The organism is Escherichia sp. TW09308, from assembly GCF_000208565.1.
Lineage (GTDB): Bacteria > Pseudomonadota > Gammaproteobacteria > Enterobacterales > Enterobacteriaceae > Escherichia > Escherichia marmotae.
In genome coordinates this window covers 477428-497758 of the sequence record NZ_AEME01000001.1, presented here as the reverse complement: position 1 = coordinate 497758, position 20331 = coordinate 477428, and the positions used below count along the sequence as shown (strand labels likewise).

At 51.1% G+C, this 20331-nt stretch carries 17 protein-coding genes and 2 pseudogenes; 9 read left to right on the top strand and 10 right to left on the bottom strand.

What is annotated here, in order from left to right; all coding sequences use genetic code 11:
- Positions 1-2 precede the first annotated feature (2 nt).
- Positions 3-1938 (bottom strand): annotated as a pseudogene (yeaG, locus tag ESM_RS01000000123840) (protein kinase YeaG).
- 435 nt (positions 1939-2373) lie between these two features.
- Here yeaG and mipA point away from each other — a divergent pair.
- Together mipA and yeaE are read left to right on the top strand one after the other, a co-directional pair.
- Positions 2374-3120, top strand: coding sequence for a scaffolding protein MipA (gene mipA / locus ESM_RS0102530; RefSeq protein ID WP_000163778.1), 747 nt, complete (start codon positions 2374-2376; stop codon positions 3118-3120).
- A gap of 89 nt (positions 3121-3209) precedes the next feature.
- Positions 3210-4064 (top strand): methylglyoxal reductase YeaE, encoded by an 855-nt coding sequence (gene yeaE, locus ESM_RS0102525; RefSeq protein ID WP_001186329.1) that lies wholly within the window; start codon positions 3210-3212, stop codon positions 4062-4064.
- 50 nt (positions 4065-4114) lie between these two features.
- On the opposite strand, the gene ESM_RS0102520 is transcribed toward yeaE, so the two are convergent.
- A complete protein-coding gene (locus ESM_RS0102520; protein ID WP_010376107.1) occupies positions 4115-4999 on the bottom strand; it encodes a D-hexose-6-phosphate mutarotase in 885 nt (294 codons plus the stop codon).
- Between the two features lie 83 nt (positions 5000-5082).
- Positions 5083-6078, bottom strand: coding sequence for a glyceraldehyde-3-phosphate dehydrogenase (gene gapA / locus ESM_RS0102515; protein WP_000153502.1), 996 nt, complete (start codon positions 6076-6078; stop codon positions 5083-5085).
- A gap of 341 nt (positions 6079-6419) precedes the next feature.
- Between gapA and msrB the strand changes: the two genes are divergently transcribed.
- Positions 6420-6833 (top strand): peptide-methionine (R)-S-oxide reductase MsrB, encoded by a 414-nt coding sequence (gene msrB / locus ESM_RS0102510; protein ID WP_001284624.1) that lies wholly within the window; start codon positions 6420-6422, stop codon positions 6831-6833.
- Positions 6834-6874: 41 nt separating this feature from the next.
- Positions 6875-7147: a YeaC family protein gene (locus ESM_RS0102505; RefSeq protein ID WP_010376102.1), complete on the top strand. Its 273-nt coding sequence runs from the start codon at positions 6875-6877 to the stop codon at positions 7145-7147.
- A 153-nt stretch (positions 7148-7300) separates the two neighbouring features.
- On the opposite strand, the gene pncA is transcribed toward ESM_RS0102505, so the two are convergent.
- The 4 genes from pncA to sppA all read right to left on the bottom strand — a co-directional run bounded on the left by pncA (position 7301) and on the right by sppA (position 11928).
- Positions 7301-7942, bottom strand: a complete 642-nt coding sequence (gene pncA, locus ESM_RS0102500; protein WP_001120524.1) for a bifunctional nicotinamidase/pyrazinamidase — start codon at positions 7940-7942, stop codon at positions 7301-7303.
- Between the two features lie 155 nt (positions 7943-8097).
- Positions 8098-9114, bottom strand: coding sequence for an asparaginase (gene ansA, locus ESM_RS0102495; RefSeq protein ID WP_001170182.1), 1017 nt, complete (start codon positions 9112-9114; stop codon positions 8098-8100).
- A gap of 131 nt (positions 9115-9245) precedes the next feature.
- Entirely contained in the window at positions 9246-9956 is a 711-nt protein-coding gene (locus tag ESM_RS0102490; RefSeq protein WP_001030440.1) for an SIMPL domain-containing protein, read from the bottom strand.
- Positions 9957-10071: 115 nt separating this feature from the next.
- Positions 10072-11928: a signal peptide peptidase SppA gene (gene sppA / locus ESM_RS0102485; RefSeq protein WP_001259890.1), complete on the bottom strand. Its 1857-nt coding sequence runs from the start codon at positions 11926-11928 to the stop codon at positions 10072-10074.
- Positions 11929-12089: 161 nt separating this feature from the next.
- Here sppA and ESM_RS0102480 point away from each other — a divergent pair, with 161 nt between their 5' ends.
- The 3 genes and pseudogenes from ESM_RS0102480 to topB all read left to right on the top strand — a co-directional run bounded on the left by ESM_RS0102480 (position 12090) and on the right by topB (position 15762).
- Complete coding sequence (locus ESM_RS0102480; protein ID WP_000339299.1) at positions 12090-12641, top strand: NAD(P)H nitroreductase; 552 nt, start codon at positions 12090-12092, stop codon at positions 12639-12641.
- A 116-nt stretch (positions 12642-12757) separates the two neighbouring features.
- Positions 12758-13801, top strand: a complete 1044-nt coding sequence (gene selD / locus ESM_RS0102475) for a selenide, water dikinase SelD (RefSeq protein ID WP_001516286.1) — start codon at positions 12758-12760, stop codon at positions 13799-13801.
- A 4-nt stretch (positions 13802-13805) separates the two neighbouring features.
- Positions 13806-15762, top strand: a pseudogene (gene topB, locus ESM_RS01000000123825) (DNA topoisomerase III).
- Positions 15763-15928: 166 nt separating this feature from the next.
- Here topB and gdhA read toward each other — a convergent pair.
- A complete protein-coding gene (gdhA, locus tag ESM_RS0102465) occupies positions 15929-17272 on the bottom strand; it encodes an NADP-specific glutamate dehydrogenase (RefSeq protein WP_000373052.1) in 1344 nt (447 codons plus the stop codon).
- Between the two features lie 331 nt (positions 17273-17603).
- Between gdhA and ESM_RS0102460 the strand changes: the two genes are divergently transcribed.
- The gene (locus ESM_RS0102460; RefSeq protein WP_000085224.1) at positions 17604-17876 is read left to right on the top strand and encodes a YnjH family protein; all 273 of its coding nucleotides are present in this window, start codon (positions 17604-17606) and stop codon (positions 17874-17876) included.
- Here ESM_RS0102460 and ESM_RS0102455 read toward each other — a convergent pair.
- Positions 17836-18249: a pyrimidine (deoxy)nucleoside triphosphate diphosphatase gene (locus ESM_RS0102455; RefSeq protein ID WP_000781858.1), complete on the bottom strand. Its 414-nt coding sequence runs from the start codon at positions 18247-18249 to the stop codon at positions 17836-17838. The two genes, ESM_RS0102460 and ESM_RS0102455, sit on opposite strands and share 41 nt — an antisense overlap.
- 86 nt (positions 18250-18335) lie before the next feature.
- Here ESM_RS0102455 and ESM_RS0102450 point away from each other — a divergent pair, with 86 nt between their 5' ends.
- A complete protein-coding gene (locus ESM_RS0102450; RefSeq protein WP_001516289.1) occupies positions 18336-18956 on the top strand; it encodes a CDP-alcohol phosphatidyltransferase family protein in 621 nt (206 codons plus the stop codon).
- 8 nt (positions 18957-18964) lie between these two features.
- Here ESM_RS0102450 and ynjE read toward each other — a convergent pair whose 3' ends face one another.
- Entirely contained in the window at positions 18965-20272 is a 1308-nt protein-coding gene (gene ynjE, locus ESM_RS0102445) for a thiosulfate sulfurtransferase YnjE (RefSeq protein ID WP_010376084.1), read from the bottom strand.
- Positions 20273-20331 lie beyond the last annotated feature (59 nt).

The window sequence follows — 20331 nt, the reverse complement described above, 5'->3', positions numbered from 1 at the left end:
TGTTAAGAGGATTTACGTACGCGCAAATACCATTCGCACAGTAAACGCACCTGTTTACGGGTGTAGCCTTTCTCCATCATACGGTCGACAAAATCGTCGTGTTTCTTCTGCTCGTCGGTTGAGGTTTTAGCGTTAAACGAAATGACTGGCAGTAATTCTTCGGTATTGGAAAACATTTTTTTCTCAATAACCGTGCGCAGTTTTTCATAACTGGTCCAGTTCGGATTGCGTCCGCTGTTATTTGCTCTGGCGCGCAGCACGAAGTTGACAATCTCGTTACGGAAATCTTTCGGATTGCTGATCCCCGCTGGTTTTTCGATTTTCTCCAGTTCGGCGTTCAGCGACTCGCGATCAAACAACTGACCGGTATCCGGGTCGCGATACTCCTGATCCTGGATCCAGAAATACCGCATAGGTGACATAACGATCGAAAATGTTCTGTCCATATTCGGAATAAGACTCCAGATAAGCCGTCTGGATCTCTTTGCCGATAAACTCGGCATATTTCGGGATCAGATAACCTTTCAGGAACTCCAGATAGCGTTCTGCCTGCTCTTGCGGGAACTGCTCGCGCTCAATCTGCTGTTCAAGAACGTAGAACAGATGGACCGGGTTAGCTGCCACTTCCACGTGATCGAAGTTGAACACGCGAGAGAGGATTTTAAACGCAAAACGTGTGGACAGACCGTTCATCCCTTCATCGACGCCCGCGTAATCCCGATACTCCTGATACGATTTGGCTTTCGGATCGGTATCTTTTAGACTTTCGCCATCATAAACGCGCATCTTTGAATAAATGCTGGAGTTTTCTGGCTCTTTCAGACGCGAAAGAATGGAAAAACGTGACAGAGTTTCCAGCGTGCCAGGTGCGCATGGTGCGTGAGTCAGTTCACTATGATTAAGTAATTTCTCGTAGATTTTAATCTCTTCGGAAATGCGCAAGCAGTACGGCACCTTCACGATATAGACACGGTCGAGGAAGGCCTCGTTGTTTTTATTGTTACGGAAAGTGACCCATTCGGATTCGTTCGAGTGGGCGAGAATAATCCCGTTGAACGGCAGGGCGGAGATACCTTCCGTCCCGTTGTAGTTGCCTTCCTGGGTGGCGGTCAACAGAGGATGCAGCACTTTAATCGGTGCTTTAAACATCTCGACAAATTCCATGATCCCCTGGTTGGCGCGACACAGCGCACCGGAATAACCATAGGCGTCTGGATCGTTCTGCGCGTAGTGTTCGAGCTTACGAATATCGACTTTCCCTACCAGCGCTGAGATATCCTGGTTGTTCTCATCGCCGGGCTCCGTTTTAGCGATGGCAATTTGTTGTAGAATCGACGGCCAGACCTTCACAACCCGAAATTTAGTGATATCGCCACCAAATTCATGCAGGCGCTTCGCGGCCCACGGCGACATGATAGTGCCGAGGTAGCGGCGCGGAATGCCGTACTCTTTTTCGAGGATCTGCGCATCTTCCTGTGGATTGAACAGACAGAACGGATGATCGTTGACCGGGCTGCGCTCACCATTGGCGCTCAATACATAAATAGGCACGAGTTGCATTAATGATTTCAGTCGCTCCGCAAGCGACGATTTCCCTCCACCCACAGGCCCCAGCAGATACAGAATTTGTTTCTTCTCTTCCAGCCCCTGAGCCGCGTGTTTCAGATAAGAGACAATCTGTTCAATCGCGTCTTCCATGCCGTAAAACTCTTCAAACGCCGGATAACGTGCGATGACCCGGTTCGAGAAGAGTCGAGAAAGTCTGGGTTCCTGGGCTGTATCGACCATGACAGGCTCACCAATAGCCATCAGTAGCCGCTCAGCCGCGTTGGCATAAGCACTGCGATCTTGCCGACAAGTGGTAAGAAACTCCTGCAGTGTGAACTCTTCGTCCTTGGCAGCTTCATATCGCTGGCGATAGTGATCGAATATATTCATGGTATGCCGTCCTTTCGTTTTTTAGCACAGGTTAAGAGCCGTTCATATGAATAGTAGAGGCTCCCGGAAGAGGTAAACTGAACGACGTCTCTTGCTAAAACACAGCAACTCTCATGCCATCTTACCGACTGCGAGAAGAACGTGCCCGGTGATACACCTTCAAAATTAAGCGTAGATGGCAAATGGAAAACTTGCCTGCACGGCTTTCTGGATTTCAATGGCATATCAACAACTCACCCATAAAAATTGCATAACTAATGTAAAGAATATTGCCGTCGGTAATGCAAAATTCATTCAGGTGTAAGCCTGATGTCACCAGCGTCAGGAAAATTAAACAGTTACCTTTAGAAATGAAAATGTAAAAAGGTTGGGTTTCGATGTATTAACGGGTAAACTTTGTCGCCCGCTAAACATTTGTTTAAGGAATGATTAATTGTGACCAAACTCAAACTTCTGGCACTTGGAGTGCTTATCGCAACGTCTGCAGGCGTAGCACACGCTGAAGGTAAATTTTCCCTGGGCGCAGGCGTAGGTGTCGTTGAACACCCTTATAAAGATTACGATACCGATGTTTACCCAGTACCGGTAATCAACTATGAAGGCGATAACTTCTGGTTCCGTGGCTTAGGTGGTGGTTACTACCTGTGGAACGATGCAACGGATAAACTTTCGATTACCGCTTACTGGTCGCCGCTCTACTTCAAAGCTAAAGACAGTGGCAACCACCAGATGCGCCACCTGGATGACCGTAAGAGCACTATGATGGCCGGTCTGTCCTACGCTCACTTTACCCAGTACGGTTATCTGCGTACCTCTCTGGCAGCCGACACACTGGATAACAGCAACGGTATCGTCTGGGATACGGCCTGGTTGTACCGTTACACTAACGGTGGTCTGACTCTGACCCCGGGTATCGGTGTGCAGTGGAACAGCGAAAACCATAACGAATACTATTATGGCGTATCGCGTAAAGAGTCTGCGCGCAGCGGTCTGCGTGGCTATAACCCGAATGATAGCTGGAGTCCGTATCTGGAACTGAGCGCCAACTACAACTTCATGGGCGACTGGAGCATTTACGGTACTGCGCGCTACACCCGTCTGTCCGATGAAGTTACCGATAGCCCGATGGTTGATAAGTCCTGGACAGGTCTGATTTCGACCGGGATCACCTACAAATTCTGATAGTGCATCTTTCCAGGGCATTTTGTGCATAAAAACAGGGCGTCACGCCCTGTTTTGCATTACGGTGGTGCGTAACCTGGGAGGAAACAATGCAACAAAAAATGATTCAGTTTAGTGATGGGGACTCAGTGCCAGCCATAGGGCAGGGAACATGGTTTATGGGCGAAGATGTCAGTCAGCGCAAAACAGAAGTCGCTGCACTGCGCGCGGGCATTGAACTCGGTTTAACCCTCATTGATACCGCCGAAATGTATGCGGACGGTGGTGCTGAAAAGGTAGTTGGTGAAGCATTAACTGGCCTGCGTGATAAGGCCTTTCTCGTCTCTAAGGTCTATCCGTGGAATGCTGGCGGACAAAAAGCGATTAATGCCTGCGAAGCCAGCTTACGCCGTCTTAATACCGATTATCTCGATCTTTATTTATTACACTGGTCTGGCAGTTTCGCTTTTGAAGAAACTGTTGCCGCGATGGAAAAATTGATCGCCCAGGGCAAAATCCGCCGCTGGGGCGTTTCTAATCTTGATTATGCCGATATGCAGGAGCTCTGGCAGGTGCCGGGGGGAAATCAGTGTGCGACTAATCAGGTGCTTTATCATCTTGGCTCACGGGGTATTGAGTTCGATTTACTCCCCTGGTGCCAGCAACAGCAGATGCCGGTGATGGCTTACAGCCCGTTAGCCCAGGCTGGGCGGTTGCGCAATGGACTGCTAAAAAACGCGGTCGTCAACGAAATCGCACATGCCCACAATGTCAGCGCGGCGCAAGTTCTGCTGGCGTGGGTAATCAGCCATCAAGGCGTGATGGCGATTCCAAAAGCGGCAACTATCGCGCATGTTCAACAAAATGCGGCTGTGCTGGAGATTGTGCTTTCGCCAGAAGAATTAGCGATGCTGGACAAAGCGTATCCGGCACCAAAAGTAAAAACTGCGCTGGATATGGTGTGATGCTGAGCAGTGCCGGATACATCGCATCCGGCACACAAAACTAGCGCAGATTAGCGTTTGGCAACGCGGATGGATTGTGCCAGACGAGAGGGCATATCTTTGGACGTTTTTTGTGCTTCAGAGGCGTAAGCGGTTTCTACGCAGACAAAGGTTTTGTAGCCGTCATCTGGCATATCGCCCATGCTGACTGAAAGCGCCGGACCTGGATTCCAGCCAACAACGTTCAGATGATGCTGGTGACCAATGGTAATAATGCGATTCAACGCTTCGTCATTAATCACACTACAATCTTGCGGATTCAGATACACGCGATCGGTACGATCCGGGAATGTCTGAATCCCCCCGGTCAAAGTGCCTTCTTTCGCGTCATTGACTTTATCAATGAAGCGATCGCCCAGGCCACTGACGCTCACCTTAGCAATATCACCCACGTTAAAGTAGGTATGCAGGGCAGAGGTGGTTTCAAATTCGCCGTGCGCTTCAAGATCAATTTCACAAGTCTTACCCACGCGGAAATGCGCTAACAGCGTAAAGTCGTGCGGCCAGTATTTTTTCGTCTCGTCGCTTTGTGTCAGTTCAAAAGTCAGCGCTACGCCATCGGCATCTTCACTGTGCGATTTCAGCGTCCACGGCAGAATGCGGGCAAAACCGTGAGCAGGCAGACCTTGCTGTGCTGCCGGACCAAACCACGGCCAACAAACCGGCACGCCGCCGCGAATGGCGACGCCATTTTTAAACGGCGTGTTATTACTCAACCACAGAACGTCTTCTTCACCTGTAGGTTTCCAGGAAAGAAGGTGTGCGCCCTGTAATGCAAAAGAGGCTTTTACCTGGGGATGATCGACCACAATAAGGTTCAGTTCATCCAGTTTACGACGGGAGAGGACAGGGGAAATTTGTTCGATGACCGGAAGGGCAAAAATTTTCTTAATCATGACGCAGTCCTTTAACTTCATTTCATCAGGTAAAAAAAAGAGCGACCGAAGTCGCTCTTTTTAGATCACAGAGTCATCTCAACTTATTTGGAGATGTGAGCGATCAGATCCAGAACTTTGTTGGAGTAACCGGTTTCGTTGTCGTACCAGGATACCAGTTTCACGAAGTTGTCGTTCAGAGCGATACCCGCTTTAGCATCGAACACGGAAGTGCAAACTTCGCCGTTGAAATCGGTAGATACTACGTCATCTTCGGTGTAGCCCAGAACGCCTTTCATTTCGCCTTCAGCAGCAGCTTTAACGGCAGCTTTGATCTGCTCGTAAGTTGCAGCTTTTTCCAGACGAACGGTCAGGTCAACTACGGATACGTTCGGAGTCGGAACACGGAACGCCATACCAGTCAGTTTGCCATTCAGTTCTGGCAGTACTTTACCTACAGCTTTAGCAGCACCGGTAGAGGACGGGATGATGTTCTGGGAAGCGCCACGGCCGCCGCGCCAGTCTTTGTGAGACGGGCCGTCAACGGTTTTCTGAGTAGCGGTAGTAGCGTGAACGGTGGTCATCAGACCTTCGATGATGCCGAAGTTATCGTTGATAACTTTAGCCAGCGGAGCCAGGCAGTTGGTGGTGCAGGAAGCGTTAGAAACGATGTCCTGGCCAGCATATTTGTCGAAGTTAGCGCCTTTAACGAACATCGGAGTGTTGTCTTTAGACGGACCAGTCATAACCACTTTTTTCGCACCAGCGGTGATGTGTTTACGAGCAGTTTCGTCAGTCAGGAACAGACCAGTTGCTTCAGCGACAACGTCAACACCAACTTCGTCCCATTTCAGGTTAGCCGGATCACGTTCAGCGGTAACACGGATTTTTTTACCGTTTACGATCAGATGACCGTCTTTCACTTCAACGGTGCCGTCGAAACGACCGTGAGTGGAGTCATATTTCAGCATGTATGCCATGTAATCAGCGTCTAACAGGTCGTTGATTGCAACGATCTCAATGTCAGAACGTTTCTGAGCAGCACGGAAAACAATGCGACCGATACGGCCAAAACCGTTGATACCTACTTTGATAGTCATATATTCCACCAGCTATTTGTTAGTGAATAAAAGGTTGCCTGTAAAATTACAAAAACCTTACGCAGCGTCAAGCGGAATCGTGTCAATCATTGCGACAAATCAATCCTGTGCCTTGGCATTACACGACTGACTCGCCTCACTCTTCCTTTGGGCTTGAAACCACATGAGGGCGGCGCCCAGAATTTTAAAGGGCAATTATGATAAAAATGTGATTTTCATCACGATTTAGGTGCAGCTATTTCGTCGAGATCAAGTTTAGGACAAAATTTTGCCAGTAGGTGTTAATGTTTTGTTAGAATAAGTCACGTAATGTGAGCGTGATTAAAGTGAGATGTGAGCAAATGGCTAACAAACCTTCGGCAGAAGAACTGAAAAAAAATTTGTCCGAGATGCAGTTTTACGTGACTCAGAATCACGGGACGGAGCCGCCATTCACTGGACGTTTACTGCATAACAAGCGCGGCGGTGTTTACCACTGTTTGATTTGCGATGCACCTCTGTTTCACTCCCAAACCAAGTATGATTCAGGCTGTGGCTGGCCCAGTTTTTATGAGCCGGTGAGTGAAGATTCGATCCGTTATATCAAAGACTTGTCACATGGTATGCAGCGGATAGAAATTCGTTGCGGAAACTGTGATGCCCATCTGGGGCACGTCTTTCCCGACGGCCCGCAACCCACAGGCGAACGTTATTGTGTTAACTCGGCATCATTGCGCTTTACTGATGACGAAAATGGCGAAGAAATCAACGGTTGAAAAAACGATTCAGCAACTTATTCCACAGGAGCGGGAAAATTATGGATCTTGATGAAATAATCAACAGCATGACGCCTGAGGTTTACCAGCGTTTATCGACTGCCGTTGAACTGGGAAAATGGCCAGATGGTGTTGCGCTGACTGAAGAACAAAAAGAGAACTGCCTGCAACTGGTGATGTTATGGCAGGCCCGAAACAATACCGATGCGCAGCATATGACAATCGACACTAACGGTCAGATGGTCATGAAGAGCAAACAACAGTTGAAAGAAGATTTTGGTATCTCGGCAAAGCCGATAGCCATGTTTAAGTAAGAGATTTGTTCCCTTTATCAGACGTTTATGAAGAGAGGGATAATCTTTACTGTTACGAGTTGATTGTTTGATTTAACTACGAGCACGCCAGATGCGCCGTTGATGTGTCTTATCTGGCCTACAACGTCAGTACTGAATCGTAGGCCAGCAAAATTATCCCTGCGTCTCTTCCCAGTCCGCCAGCGTGTACAGTGTTGCTCCAGCCGCTGACATCTCCATAAATGCGTGTGCACTGTCCTGCGGCTGAATATTTACGCCACGACAGCCATCGGTAATCACGCTCACGCTATAACCTAACTGCAACGCGTCCAGCACGGTAAACTTCACACAATAGTCAGTAGCCAGCCCCATAACGATCAATTCATTGATTTCATGGTCGCGTAACCAGCCATCGAGCGCGGTTTTCTGCCGACGTCCGTTATCAAAAAAAGCACTGTAACTGTCAACTAAAGGGTTTTCGCCTTTATGGAACACTGCTGCGATCGCATTTTGATTGAGTAACGGATGTAATTGCGCGCCTTCACTGCTCTGCACGCAGTGTTCAGGCCAGAATGTTTGCGGCAAACCGTCGAGCGTCCCCTGGCTGTATGGCTCCACCTGATGCTGGCTGGCAAAACTGCCGTGATTAGCCGGATGCCAGTCCTGACTGGCGATAACTGGTTCACCGCGCAACTGACACCAGTCAATCAAGCGGTTAGCGACATCCACAGTGCTGTCACCTTCTGGCACGGCGAGCGCGCCACCGGCACAGAAATCATTTTGTAAATCGACCAGTAACAGGGCGCGATGGGGCATTGCAATCTCCTTGTATCTTGAAAATTGGTTAATATAACAGCGATTAGATTTGGCAATGTGTATGCAGCCTGTTGTCTCCTGGGGTTTATAGCCCGTGATTAAGCGTTTGGCGCATACACTGAGCCACTCATCTGAAACCCGAACAAGACAGTTGCTTAATCATCCGGCGTCAGCTCGCCGCGTAGGTTTTGGCTCATAGCCTTGCGAATGGTTTCAGTATCCAGTCCCTGGCTAAGTAGATAGTGCAGCTTGGTGAGAGTGGCTTCCACAGTCATATCCGCGCCGCCAATAACGCCGGCGTGGGCGAGGGCGTTACCGGTGGCATATCCCCCCATATTCACTTTACCGGACATACATTGCGTCAGATTAACCACCACGATACCGCGATCGCTGGCCTCCTGTAATTCTTGCAGGAAAGCTTTGTTTTGCGGCGCATTACCCACGCCGTAAGAGCGAAGAATCAACGCCCTAACCGGTTGGCGCAGGAAATTACGCACAACATCGGCAGAGATCCCCGGATAAATTGTCACCACGCCGATCGGTTGTGGCGTAATTGGATGAACGATCAGTTCTCCATCACCGTGCGGGGCGGGTGGTGTATTCAAACGACGAATATGGATACCTGCTTCCAGTAACGGTGGAAGATTGGGGGAAGCAAAGGCATCAAAACCATCGGCATGGGCTTTAGTGGTTCGGTTTCCGCGATACAGGCGGTTATTAAAAAACAGCGTTACTTCGTTGATCGGGTAGTTAGCAGCAACGTACAACGCATTCAGCAGATTGATTTGTCCGTCAGAGCGTAGCTCGGCTAACGGGATTTGTGACCCTGTCACAATGACCGGTTTACCAAGATTCTCCAGTATGAACGACAGTGCAGAGGCGGTATATGCCATGGTATCGGTGCCGTGCAGAATGACAAAACCATCGTACTCGTTATAGTGCGCTTTAATGTCTTCAGCGATATGCTGCCAGTCTTCCGGCGTCATATCGGAAGAATCCATTAGCGGCGTATATTCATGAATAGTGAAATCTGGCATCTCCGGGCGATGGAATTCCGGCATCAACGCCAACTGGCGTTGCAGATGACCTGACACTGGAATATAACCCTGCTCGGAACGCTGCATCCCGATGGTTCCGCCCGTGTAGGCAACGTAAATTGATTTCTTTTGCATGATATTGATATGAATGATATCGAAAGAGCAAAAGTATATACGTGAGGGGCAGGGAGCGCACCTGGATACTCTGTGGATATGAGAAAAGTCTGGCGGAACAGAGGGTGTAGCGTCCCGCCGGAGAAAAGTGATTAATCCTGCAACGCATAGGTTACGGTCGTTACCACGCGCACCGTTTTATTAATCGCCGTAGGATCATCTTCATCACTGCCACTGGCGAAGATCTGGAACACCCCTTGCGAAGCATCGCTGATTGACCCCACCTGACTACCTGAATCCGTCGCAAACTGTAATGCTGCGTTGCGTGCGTCTTTTGTCGCGGCGGCAATCATCTCAGCGCGAAGTGCGCCAATGCCATTAAAACGATAGGCGATTTTGCTATCAGCGATAGCACCATCCGTGGCGACTTGCAGTTCGTTTAGTTTAGCGACGACTTTTTCGACGGCAGCAACGTTATGGGTTTTTATCGTCACTGACCCGTCGGCATTATAGCGAGGCATCGTTGGATCATCTTTGAGATAAAAGGAGTCCGTTCGCTTGCTTGTCCATTGGCCCAGGTTTATCTCTGTGCTGCTAATCCCCTGAGCGTTGAGTTCGGCAACAATTTTTTTCTGCGCGTCTTCCAGTTTTGGGAAAAGCTCGCCGGGAACATTGCCCTTAAAGTTAATCGCAATGGTTAATTCAGCCGTATCTGCGCGAACTTCTTTTTCCGAAAGCCCCCGCACGTTCACATAACGGTTGTTAGTTTTTAAATGCTTAACTCCATCGCCAACGAAATAACCACAGGCGCTGATCCCCAGTCCGAGGACAATAGCGGCAATTAAAGAGGGTGCCTTATTCACTGATGACTCCTTATCAGATGCAGAATGAGCAAGGCAATGTAGTGGAGAGAGGAAGTGAAAGACAGTCCGGTTCAGGAGTGTGGCCGACAGCATATCGGCCACATATTTGCAGGGATTACCGCACGTTGGCGCAGGTCAGGCAAAACGCGTAACGGTTTTGCGGATCGTTAAAGGCCGCCAGCTTGTCGCTTTCGCTTTTAACGGTTGAAGCCACCGAGGCCAGCGGTGCAGGCAACATAGCCTGGAGCGTATCTGGCAACATCGCCCGTACAGAACCTGACATGTTGTCCATCACTTTGTCGAAGAAGGTTGGTTCATCGACGTAATATTCCAGATGCCACTGTTTCATTTTGGCCAGTTCTGCCGCTTTGGCAACTGCATCATCGAAATCACCGAGACTATCGACCAGACCGTTAGCTTTCGCATCCTGACCAGTCCAGACGTGCCCCTGAGCGATTTTATCGATCTGCTCTGGCGTCGAGTTACGCGAATCCGCAACCAGCGTGATGAAGCGTTTATAACCGTTCTCAATGCTTAACTGCATCATCTGCTGCGCTTCCGGCGGCAGTGCTTTAGTAATGGAAACATCCGCCAGAGGTGAGGTTGAAACGCCATCAGTATGTACACCAATCGAATCCAGACTGTTTTCTACGGTAGTGATCACGCCGAAGATACCGATAGAACCGGTCAGAGTGCTGGGGTTAGCCACAATGTAATTGGCCGGCGTGGAGATCCAGTAACCACCAGATGCCGCCATGCCGCCCATCGATACAACCACAGGCTTGCCAGCCGCTCGGGCTGCTGCCAGTTCAGATCGAATCACTTCAGACGCAGTAACGCTGCCGCCAGGGCTATTAACACGCAGAACAATCGCTTTCACTTTCGGGTCAAGACGAGCGTCGCGGATTTGCGCTGCGGTTGTGTCGCCGCCAACATTACCCTGGGTTTCTTCGCCATCCATAATTGCGCCATTTGCGAAGACGACACCGATGCTGTCGCCGGTATCTGCCGGAGTTTTCAAAGCATAATCGTAATAACTGATGGCGCGATAATTTTTATCCGCCTTACTCCAGCCGAACTCTTTGGTCAGGGCTTTTTCGATTTCGGCACTTGATGCCAGTGCATCGACCAGTTTGTTATCCAGCGCGTACTTCGCGGTATCGCCACCGGTTTTGGTTAAGCCATCAAGCACCCCTTGTGCGCCAGGGAATACTTGCTGGGCGGTGATCTGACGATTAGCAGCCACAGTGTTGAGATAGTTTTGCCACAGCTCACCAATCCAGCGGCTGTCAGCCTCGCGGGCTGCCGGTGACATATCATCACGAATAAACGGCTCAACGGCAGATTTATACGTACCGACGCGGAACACATGGGTGGAAACTTTTAACTTATCCAACAATGACTTGTAATACAGTCCGTTGGTCGCAAAACCATGCAGATCAACCACGCCTTGTGGTGATAGCCAGATTTTGTTGGCAAAACTGGCAAGATAATATTGCCCCTGGCTGTAGTTCTCGCCAATGGCATAAACCGGTTTGCCGCTGTCACGAAACTCTTTCAGGGCTTTACCAATGTACTGCATGGAAGGCTGATCGCCGCCCGCGAAGTTTTTCAGATCCATCACGATACCGGTGATGTTCCGGTCATCTTTTGCCTGGCGAATGGTGTTTACAATGTCAAACAGTGAGTTTTCCTGCAAACGATCAGAACTGGCACCAAGTAACTGACGGCTCAGCTTGCTAAACCGCTGCGAACTGTCAGGCTTATCGACGATCACGCCGGAGATATCGAGCAGCAACGCGCCACGACTGGCGGTTTCTTTGCTATCGCTACCACTGACCTGCATCCAGATACCCACGACAACAAGCACGAGAAAAATAAAAAACAGGTTAAGTACCATTTCACGGACAAAATTCAGTAGACGCCACGTCCATTTAAAAAATCCGGCAATAAGTCGCCAAAGGGTTCGCATGTATTCTCCCAGACTAAAAGTTACACCTGTCGCAGGTGCAATAGATGTGGTTATCGTAATGACCCAACCGGCACTTGTCAGCAGGAATCGCGGCCTGTGCTGTAACAAAATCCACTCTCGTGTTAATTTTGTGAATAAACATCATGACAGGAGTTAATCAAATGGATGCACTCGAACTATTGATCAATCGCCGTAGCGCCTCCCGCCTGGCGGAACCCGCACCAACAGGTGAGCAACTGCAAAACATCCTGCGTGCGGGGATGCGTGCGCCGGACCATAAGTCCATGCAACCGTGGCATTTTTTTGTGATTGAGGGGGAAGGGCGCGAACGTTTCAGCGCCGTTCTGGAACAGGGCGCAGTTGCTGCGGGGAGTGATGAGAAAGCGATCGACAAAGCCCGTAATGCGCCGTTCCGCGCGCCACTTATCATAACGGTGGTGGCGAAATGCGAAGAAAATCATAAAGTCCCGCGCTGGGAACAGGAAATGTCTGCCGGTTGCGCGGTCATGGCAATGCAAATGGCTGCGGTTGCCCAGGGCTTTGGCGGGATCTGGCGTAGTGGGGCGTTAACCGAAAGCCCGGTGGTACGTGATGCATTCGGTTGTCGGGAGCAGGATAAAATCGTCGGGTTTCTCTACCTCGGCACACCGCAGTTGAAAGCGTCAACGTCAATTAACGTTCCGGACCCGACACCGTTTGTGACTTATTTCTGATAATTGCGGTGAAACTGAGTGGATTGTGAGCAAAGACGCAGGAATTCAGACACTCTCACTTATCACTTCACGGAATGAGGGTTACCATACCCGGATTGCATTGACAGGAGATGTCCATGAGCGAGAACTCGATTCGTTTGACCCAATACAGCCACGGAGCTGGTTGCGGCTGTAAAATTTCCCCAAAAGTGTTGGAAACCATCCTGCACAGTGAGCAGGCGAAGTTTGTTGATCCGAATTTGCTTGTGGGTAACGAAACCCGCGACGACGCGGCGGTGTACGATCTGGGCAATGGCACCAGCGTCATCAGCACCACCGACTTCTTTATGCCGATTGTTGATAATCCTTTCGATTTTGGTCGCATTGCGGCGACTAACGCCATCAGCGATATTTTTGCGATGGGCGGCAAACCGATTATGGCAATTGCGATCCTCGGCTGGCCGATTAACAAACTGTCCCCGGAAATTGCCCGTGAAGTGACCGAAGGTGGCCGTTATGCATGCCGTCAGGCGGGTATCGCGCTGGCCGGTGGTCACTCCATCGACGCGCCGGAACCGATTTTTGGTCTGGCGGTGACGGGGATCGTACCGACTGAACGGGTGAAGAAAAACAGTACCGCACAAGCGGGATGTAAACTGTTCCTGACGAAACCGCTGGGGATTGGTGTTCTTACCACTGCCGAGAAAAAATCACTGCTGAAACCGGAACATCAGGGACTGGCGACGGAAGTGATGTGTCGGATGAATATCGCGGGAGCGTCCTTTGCCAACATTGAAGGCGTAAAAGCGATGACCGACGTTACCGGTTTTGGTCTGCTGGGCCATTTAAGCGAAATGTGCCAGGGCGCAGGCGTGCAGGCGCGCATTGACTATGAAGCAATCCCGAAACTGCCGGGCGTGGAAGAGTACATTAAGCTGGGCGCTGTGCCGGGGGGCACCGAACGCAACTTTGCCAGCTACGGTCATCTGATGGGTGAAATGCCACGCGAAGTGCGCGATCTGCTGTGCGATCCGCAAACCTCCGGCGGCCTGCTACTGGCGGTTATGCCAGAGGCGGAAAACGAAGTTAAAGCTACCGCAGCCGAATTTGGTATCGAACTGACAGCGATTGGCGAACTGGTGCCTGCGCGCGGTGGTCGTGCCATGGTTGAGATCCGTTAATTCAATGCGGTTATTTATTGCCGAAAAACCGAGTCTGGCGCGCGCTATTGCTGATGTCCTGCCCAAACCGCACCGTAAAGGCGATGGCTTTATCGAATGCGGCAATGGTCAGGTGGTGACCTGGTGTATCGGTCACCTGCTTGAGCAGGCGCAGCCAGACGCCTACGACAGCCGCTATGCGCGCTGGAATCTGGCAGATCTGCCGATTGTCCCGGAAAAGTGGCAATTGCAACCGCGGCCTTCCGTGACCAAACAACTTAACGTCATCAAACGCTTTCTGCACGAAGCCAGCGAAATAGTTCATGCCGGAGACCCGGATCGTGAAGGGCAATTGCTGGTGGATGAAGTGCTGGATTACCTGCAACTTGCGCCGGAAAAGCGCCAGCAAGTTCAGCGTTGTTTAATCAACGACCTGAACCCGCAGGCGGTTGAGCGGGCGATCGATCGTCTTCGTTCCAACAGTGAGTTTGTACCGTTGTGCGTTTCTGCGCTGGCGCGAGCGCGTGCCGACTGGTTGTACGGCATTAATATGACCCGCGCATATACCATTCTGGGGCGTAATGCTGGCTACCAGGGGGTACTTTCCGTTGGGCGCGTGCAGACGCCAGTGCTTGGGCTGGTGGTGCGCCGCGACGAAGAGATTGAAAACTTCGTCGCGAAAGATTTCTTTGAAGTCAAAGCGCATATCGTGACGCCTGCCGATGAGCGGTTTACCGCCATCTGGCAACCGAGCGAAGCGTGTGAGCCGTACCAGGATGAAGAGGGGCGTTTGTTGCATCGTCCGCTGGCGGAGCATGTCGTTAACCGCATCAGCGGCCAACCGGCGATTGTCACCAGTTATAACGATAAACGGGAATCAGAATCCGCGCCGCTGCCATTTTCGCTTTCGACGTTACAGATTGAAGCGGCAAAACGTTTTGGCCTGAGTGCGCAGAACGTGCTTGATATCTGTCAGAAATTGTACGAAACGCACAAGCTGATTACCTATCCACGTTCCGATTGTCGTTATTTGCCGGAGGAACATTTTGCCGGACGCCATGCGGTGATGAATGCCATCAGTGTCCATGCGCCGAGTCTTCTGCCGCAGCCCGTGGTTGATCCAGATTTACGCAACCGCTGCTGGGATGACAAAAAGGTGGATGCCCACCACGCCATCATCCCGACCGCGCGGAGTTCGGCTATCAACCTGACGGAGAACGAAGCGAAGGTTTATAGTCTGATTGCTCGTCAGTATCTGATGCAATTCTGCCCGGACGCGGTGTTCCGCAAGTGTGTGATCGAACTGGACATAGCAAAAGGCAAATTTGTTGCAAAAGCACGTTTTCTTGCCGAAGCGGGCTGGCGCACGCTGTTAGGCAGCAAAGAGCGTGACGAAGAAAACGACGGCACGCCACTTCCTGTGGTGGCAAAAGACGATGAGTTGCTGTGCGAGAAGGGCGAAGTGGTAGAGCGGCAAACCCAGCCGCCGCGCCATTTCACCGATGCAACACTGCTTTCGGCAATGACCGGGATTGCGCGCTTTGTGCAGGACAAAGATCTGAAGAAGATCCTTCGTGCGACCGATGGTCTGGGCACAGAAGCGACTCGCGCGGGGATTATTGAACTGCTGTTCAAGCGCGGCTTCCTGACCAAAAAAGGGCGCTACATCCACTCTACTGATGCCGGAAAAGCGTTATTCCATTCGCTGCCAGAAATGGCGACGCGACCGGACATGACAGCGCACTGGGAATCGGTGCTGACGCAAATCAGCGAAAAACAAGTGCCGCTACAAGGACTTTATGCAGCCGCTGGTGGGGACGCTGTACCAACTGATTGATCAGGCTAAGCGCACGCCGGTGCGGCAGTTTCGCGGCATAGTGGCTCCGGGCAGCGGCGAAGAGAAGAAAAAGGCTTCACCACGCAAGCGAACGCCGAAAAAAAGCCCACCATCGGAAGATGCGGGCAGTGGAGCGATAACATAAAGGCGTGATGCTGAAGATTTTCAGGGTGTTTACGTCGCACCCGGACAAATGCCTGATGCGACGCTTGCGCATCTTTATCAGGCCTACAGAGCTGTTCTCTGATTCAGAGGGTTTTCGTAGGCCGGATAAGGCGTTCACGCCGCATCCGGCACAAACGCCTGATGACTTAAATCACCCCTTGCGCCAGCATCGCATCGGCAACCTTCACAAAACCAGCAATATTCGCGCCCTGCACGTAGTTGGTTTGCTCACCTTCACCACCATGCTCAACACAGGCATGGTGGATATCCAGCATAATGTGGTGTAAACGCGCATCAACTTTTTCGGCTTTCCAGCCCAGACGCGCAGCGTTTTGCGCCATTTCCAGCCCCGATGTTGCAACGCCACCTGCATTAGCCGCTTTACCTGGCGCAAACAGCACGCCTGCCTGCTGGAACAGCTCAGTCGCTTCGATGGTCGTTGGCATATTTGCCCCTTCGGCCACCGCTTTAACGCCGTTGGCGATAAGCTGATGTGCAGCGTCAACATCCAGTTCGTTCTGAGTCGCGCACGGCAGGGCGATATCAACCGGCACAGACCACGGTTGTTGGCCTTCGAGATAGACCAGACCAAATTCTTTGGCGTAATCCGCAACGCGACCATCACGGCTGGATTTGATTTCGATAAGACGCGCCAGTTTCTCTTTGGTAAATCCACTTTCATCAACCACGGTGCCGCTGGAGTCTGATGCTGTAACCACGCGAGCGCCAAATTCCATCGCTTTTTCGATAGCGTACTGGGCGACGTTGCCGGAGCCAGAAACGGAAACACGCATTCCTTCAAAACCCATACCGTGGCGTTTCAGCATCGCTTCAGTGAAATAAACCAGACCGTAACCGGTGGCTTCCGGACGAATCAGACTGCCGCCAAAAGAAAGCCCCTTACCGGTGAAGACGCAGGCGGTATTGTTAGACAGTTTTTTCATCATCCCCGCCATAAAGCCGACTTCACGGCCACCAACGCCGATATCGCCCGCCGGAACGTCGGTATCCGCGCCCAGGTGGCGATACAGTTCAGTCATCAGCGCCTGGCAGAAACGCATCACTTCGCCTTCGCTTTTCCCTTTCGGATCGAAATCGCTACCACCTTTACCACCGCCCATTGGCAGGGTAGTCAGAGCATTTTTAAAGGTTTGTTCGAAGCCGAGGAATTTAAGGATGGAGAGGTTTACTGAAGGATGGAAGCGCATACCGCCTTTGTACGGGCCGATGGCGGAGCTGAACTGGACACGCCATGCGCGGTTAACCTGTACCTGATTGCGATCGTCAACCCAGACTACGCGAAACTGAATCACGCGCTCCGGTTCAACCAGGCGCTCCAGTAACGACATTTGGCGATATTTTGGATTTTGTTCAAGAAAAGGCCAGAGTGTGGTCATGACTTCACGAACGGCTTGCGCGAACTCGGTTTGATTCGGGTCGCGCTTTTGGACATGGTTGAGGAATGACTCCAGAGAATATGTCTGATCCATAGATATAAAACCCTTATATATTAATACGATTGTGCTGGTGTTGTTTGTTTTAGATGCTTCTGCAGTTTTCGACTATACCATCAAGAATGTGACGGTAAGCAAGAAAAAAATGACGCAGGAAAGCAAATTAATGATCTGCGGGTTTTATAAACGTCACCTAATGTTTGCTGTGACTCTGGTGCGTTTTATCAGACCTGGAAAACCGTGCGCATTTTCAAGAGTGGTTCGAGGCGGATAAGACGTGCACGTCGCATCCGGCAACCAGACGCTAAAGTTTTTCTGCCCGGTTACCGTTATCAGTAGCAGAGACAACGAATATAAGGAGTTTCCTGTGAGTAGAGCATTATTCGCCGTAACATTGGCATTTCCATTCTTTGCGCTGGCCAACCCGCAATATCGTCCGGATGTAGAGGTGAATGTGCCGCCGGAGGTGTTTAGTTCTGGCGGACAATCGGTGCAGCCCTGTAACCAGTGCTGCGTTTATCAGGATCAAAACTATTCGGAGGGGGCAGTGATTAAAGCGGAGGGGATATTGCTGCAATGCCAGCGGGATGACAAAACCATTAGCACCAATCCGCTGGTCTGGCGGCGCGTAAAGCCATAAACGCCTGTAAAAGTGGAATATCAGCAGGAGCCAGCGGATATTGCAAAGCCTCTTCTGGCGAACACCAGACCAGCGCCTGATGTTCGAGTGCCTGGCACGTACCGTGGAAGTCCGGTACGTGCCAGGCATGAAGATGGATAATCCGGCCAGACACTTCCTTCTGATGGCTGGCAACGTAAACACCGACAGTAGCTTCGATGCCGAGTTCTTCGCGCAATTCCCGCACCAGCGCCTGCGGCTGGCTTTCATCCGGCTCGACTTTGCCACCTGCAAACTCCCATAACCCCGCCTGATCGCTATGAGCGGGGCGCTGTGCGAGTAAAATTTTGCTATCCCGTTCGATAATGGCGGCAACAACATCAATCATTTTCATAAATTACCCACAGGCAGATAAGCGAAAAATGCCATAATATCCGCAGTGTTGCCCGAGCTGAAGGGCTTTATATTTAAGGAGTGCCCGTGTTAGACCGCCATCTTCACCCCCGGATTAAACCTTTGCTGCATCAATGCGTGCAGGTGCTTGATAAACCCGGCATCACGCCAGATGGTTTAACGTTAGTCGGGTTTGCTGTTGGTGTGCTGGCACTGCCGTTTCTGGCGTTGGGCTGGTATCTGCCTGCGCTGATCGCCATTTTGCTGAACAGATTACTTGATGGTCTGGATGGCGCGCTGGCGCGGCGTAGAGGATTAACTGACGCAGGCGGTTTTCTTGATATTTCTCTCGATTTTCTCTTTTATGCGCTGGTGCCGTTTGGCTTTATTCTCGCGGCACCAGAACAAAATGCGCTGGCGGGCGGCTGGCTGCTGTTTGCGTTTATCGGCACGGGCAGCAGTTTTCTTGCTTTTGCTGCGCTGGCGGCGAAGCATCAGATTGATAACCCCGGTTATGCGCACAAATCGTTTTACTATCTGGGGGGATTAACTGAAGGCAGCGAGACGATTTTGCTGTTTGTTCTGAGTTGCCTCTTTCCAGCGTATTTCCCGTGGTTTGCGTGGATATTTGGCGCGCTGTGCTGGATGACGACATTTACACGGGTGTGGAGTGGGTATCTGACGCTGAAGGGGCTTCAGCGTCAGTAATTGCAGTGTTATTTGCTACTGTCCGGGCCGCGTTCACCGGTTGCTACCGGGTTTTTCGGATCGCTGCTCCATTCGTACCAACCGCCGTCGTAAACAGAGACATTATTCCAGCCCATTGCCCGCGCATACATAAAGGTTTCTGATGCGCGCCAGCCGGTGCCGCAGTAGAACGAGACTTGTTGATCCGGCAGGATGTTCCATTCTTTCCACATCGCTGTGATGTCATCCGCAGTACGCATAGTGCCGTCTGGGTTATGGAAATCTTCCATATGCGTTGAGTCGCTGCCCGCATGACCCCAACGTGCGCCAGGGATATCACCTTTTGGCTTGATGTAGTCATAGCCGCTGGTGGTGCCGATAAATTCAGCCCATGAACGAATGCTGACCAGTGACGCATCCTGGCGATGCAGCAGACCGCGCGCCTGTTCCATATCGAGCATCAGTTGCGGTTGCGCCGGGATCTTCACGCCGAAGTCAGGTTCGGGTTTCACTGTCGGTGGCGTACCGCGTTCAACGGGCAGACCCGCATCAGACCAGGTTTGCCAACCACCGTCCAGCAAGCGCACATCTTTCACGCCAGCGTAGAGCATAATCTGCGCCACGCGTGCGGCGGCGTAAACGTCACGCCCGTACAGAATTACTGTGGTGTCATGACGAATGCCATGTTTTGCCAGCATTGCTTTAAGTTGTTCGTCAGAGACTTTATTCCACAGTGGTTCGCTTTCCACTTCGTTGGTGTCAATGTAATCGGCACCAGGAATATGGCTGAGGAGGTAAAGTTTCGGAGCGCCCCATGCTGCTTCGATCACTTTCCAGTCACCCGCAGGTTTCGCCGTAACTTCTTTGCCTTGTTGCAGGTCATGCAGCCATTGCGGGTAAACCAGTTGCTCAAAGTGCGGCAATTTTTGCAGACGGGAAGGTTCGCTTAGCGCGCCACTCAAGATGGAGATATGCGTAAAGCCTGCTTTTTGCAGACGCGTTTTAACGGCTTCGACGTCTTTGTCATTACCGTATAACGCCACCGGCGCATCGGCTTTCAGGTTATGTTGCGTAATCCACGCGTTGAGCTGTTCAGTGCTCATTTTGTCGAGCCAGCTTGCAGAAAGGTTTAAGGCGGCAGGTTCATGGCCGGAAGGGCCATTTAAGGTTTGTGGCCAGCCGTTATAAAACGCGCTTGGGCGGGTATCTATTGCTGCGCCATTTTGTTGTTGAAGCTGGTCAAGTGTAAGAGGCTTCGCCAGTTCAGCGGCCCACGAAGAAGCGCAAGCCAGCCCTAAAGCCATTGCCAGCGCGGTCATTTGAGAAACACGTTTCATCGAAAATCCCGACATTGTAGTTTTGAGTGCGCCATTCTGAACTGACGCATCGGGAAAAA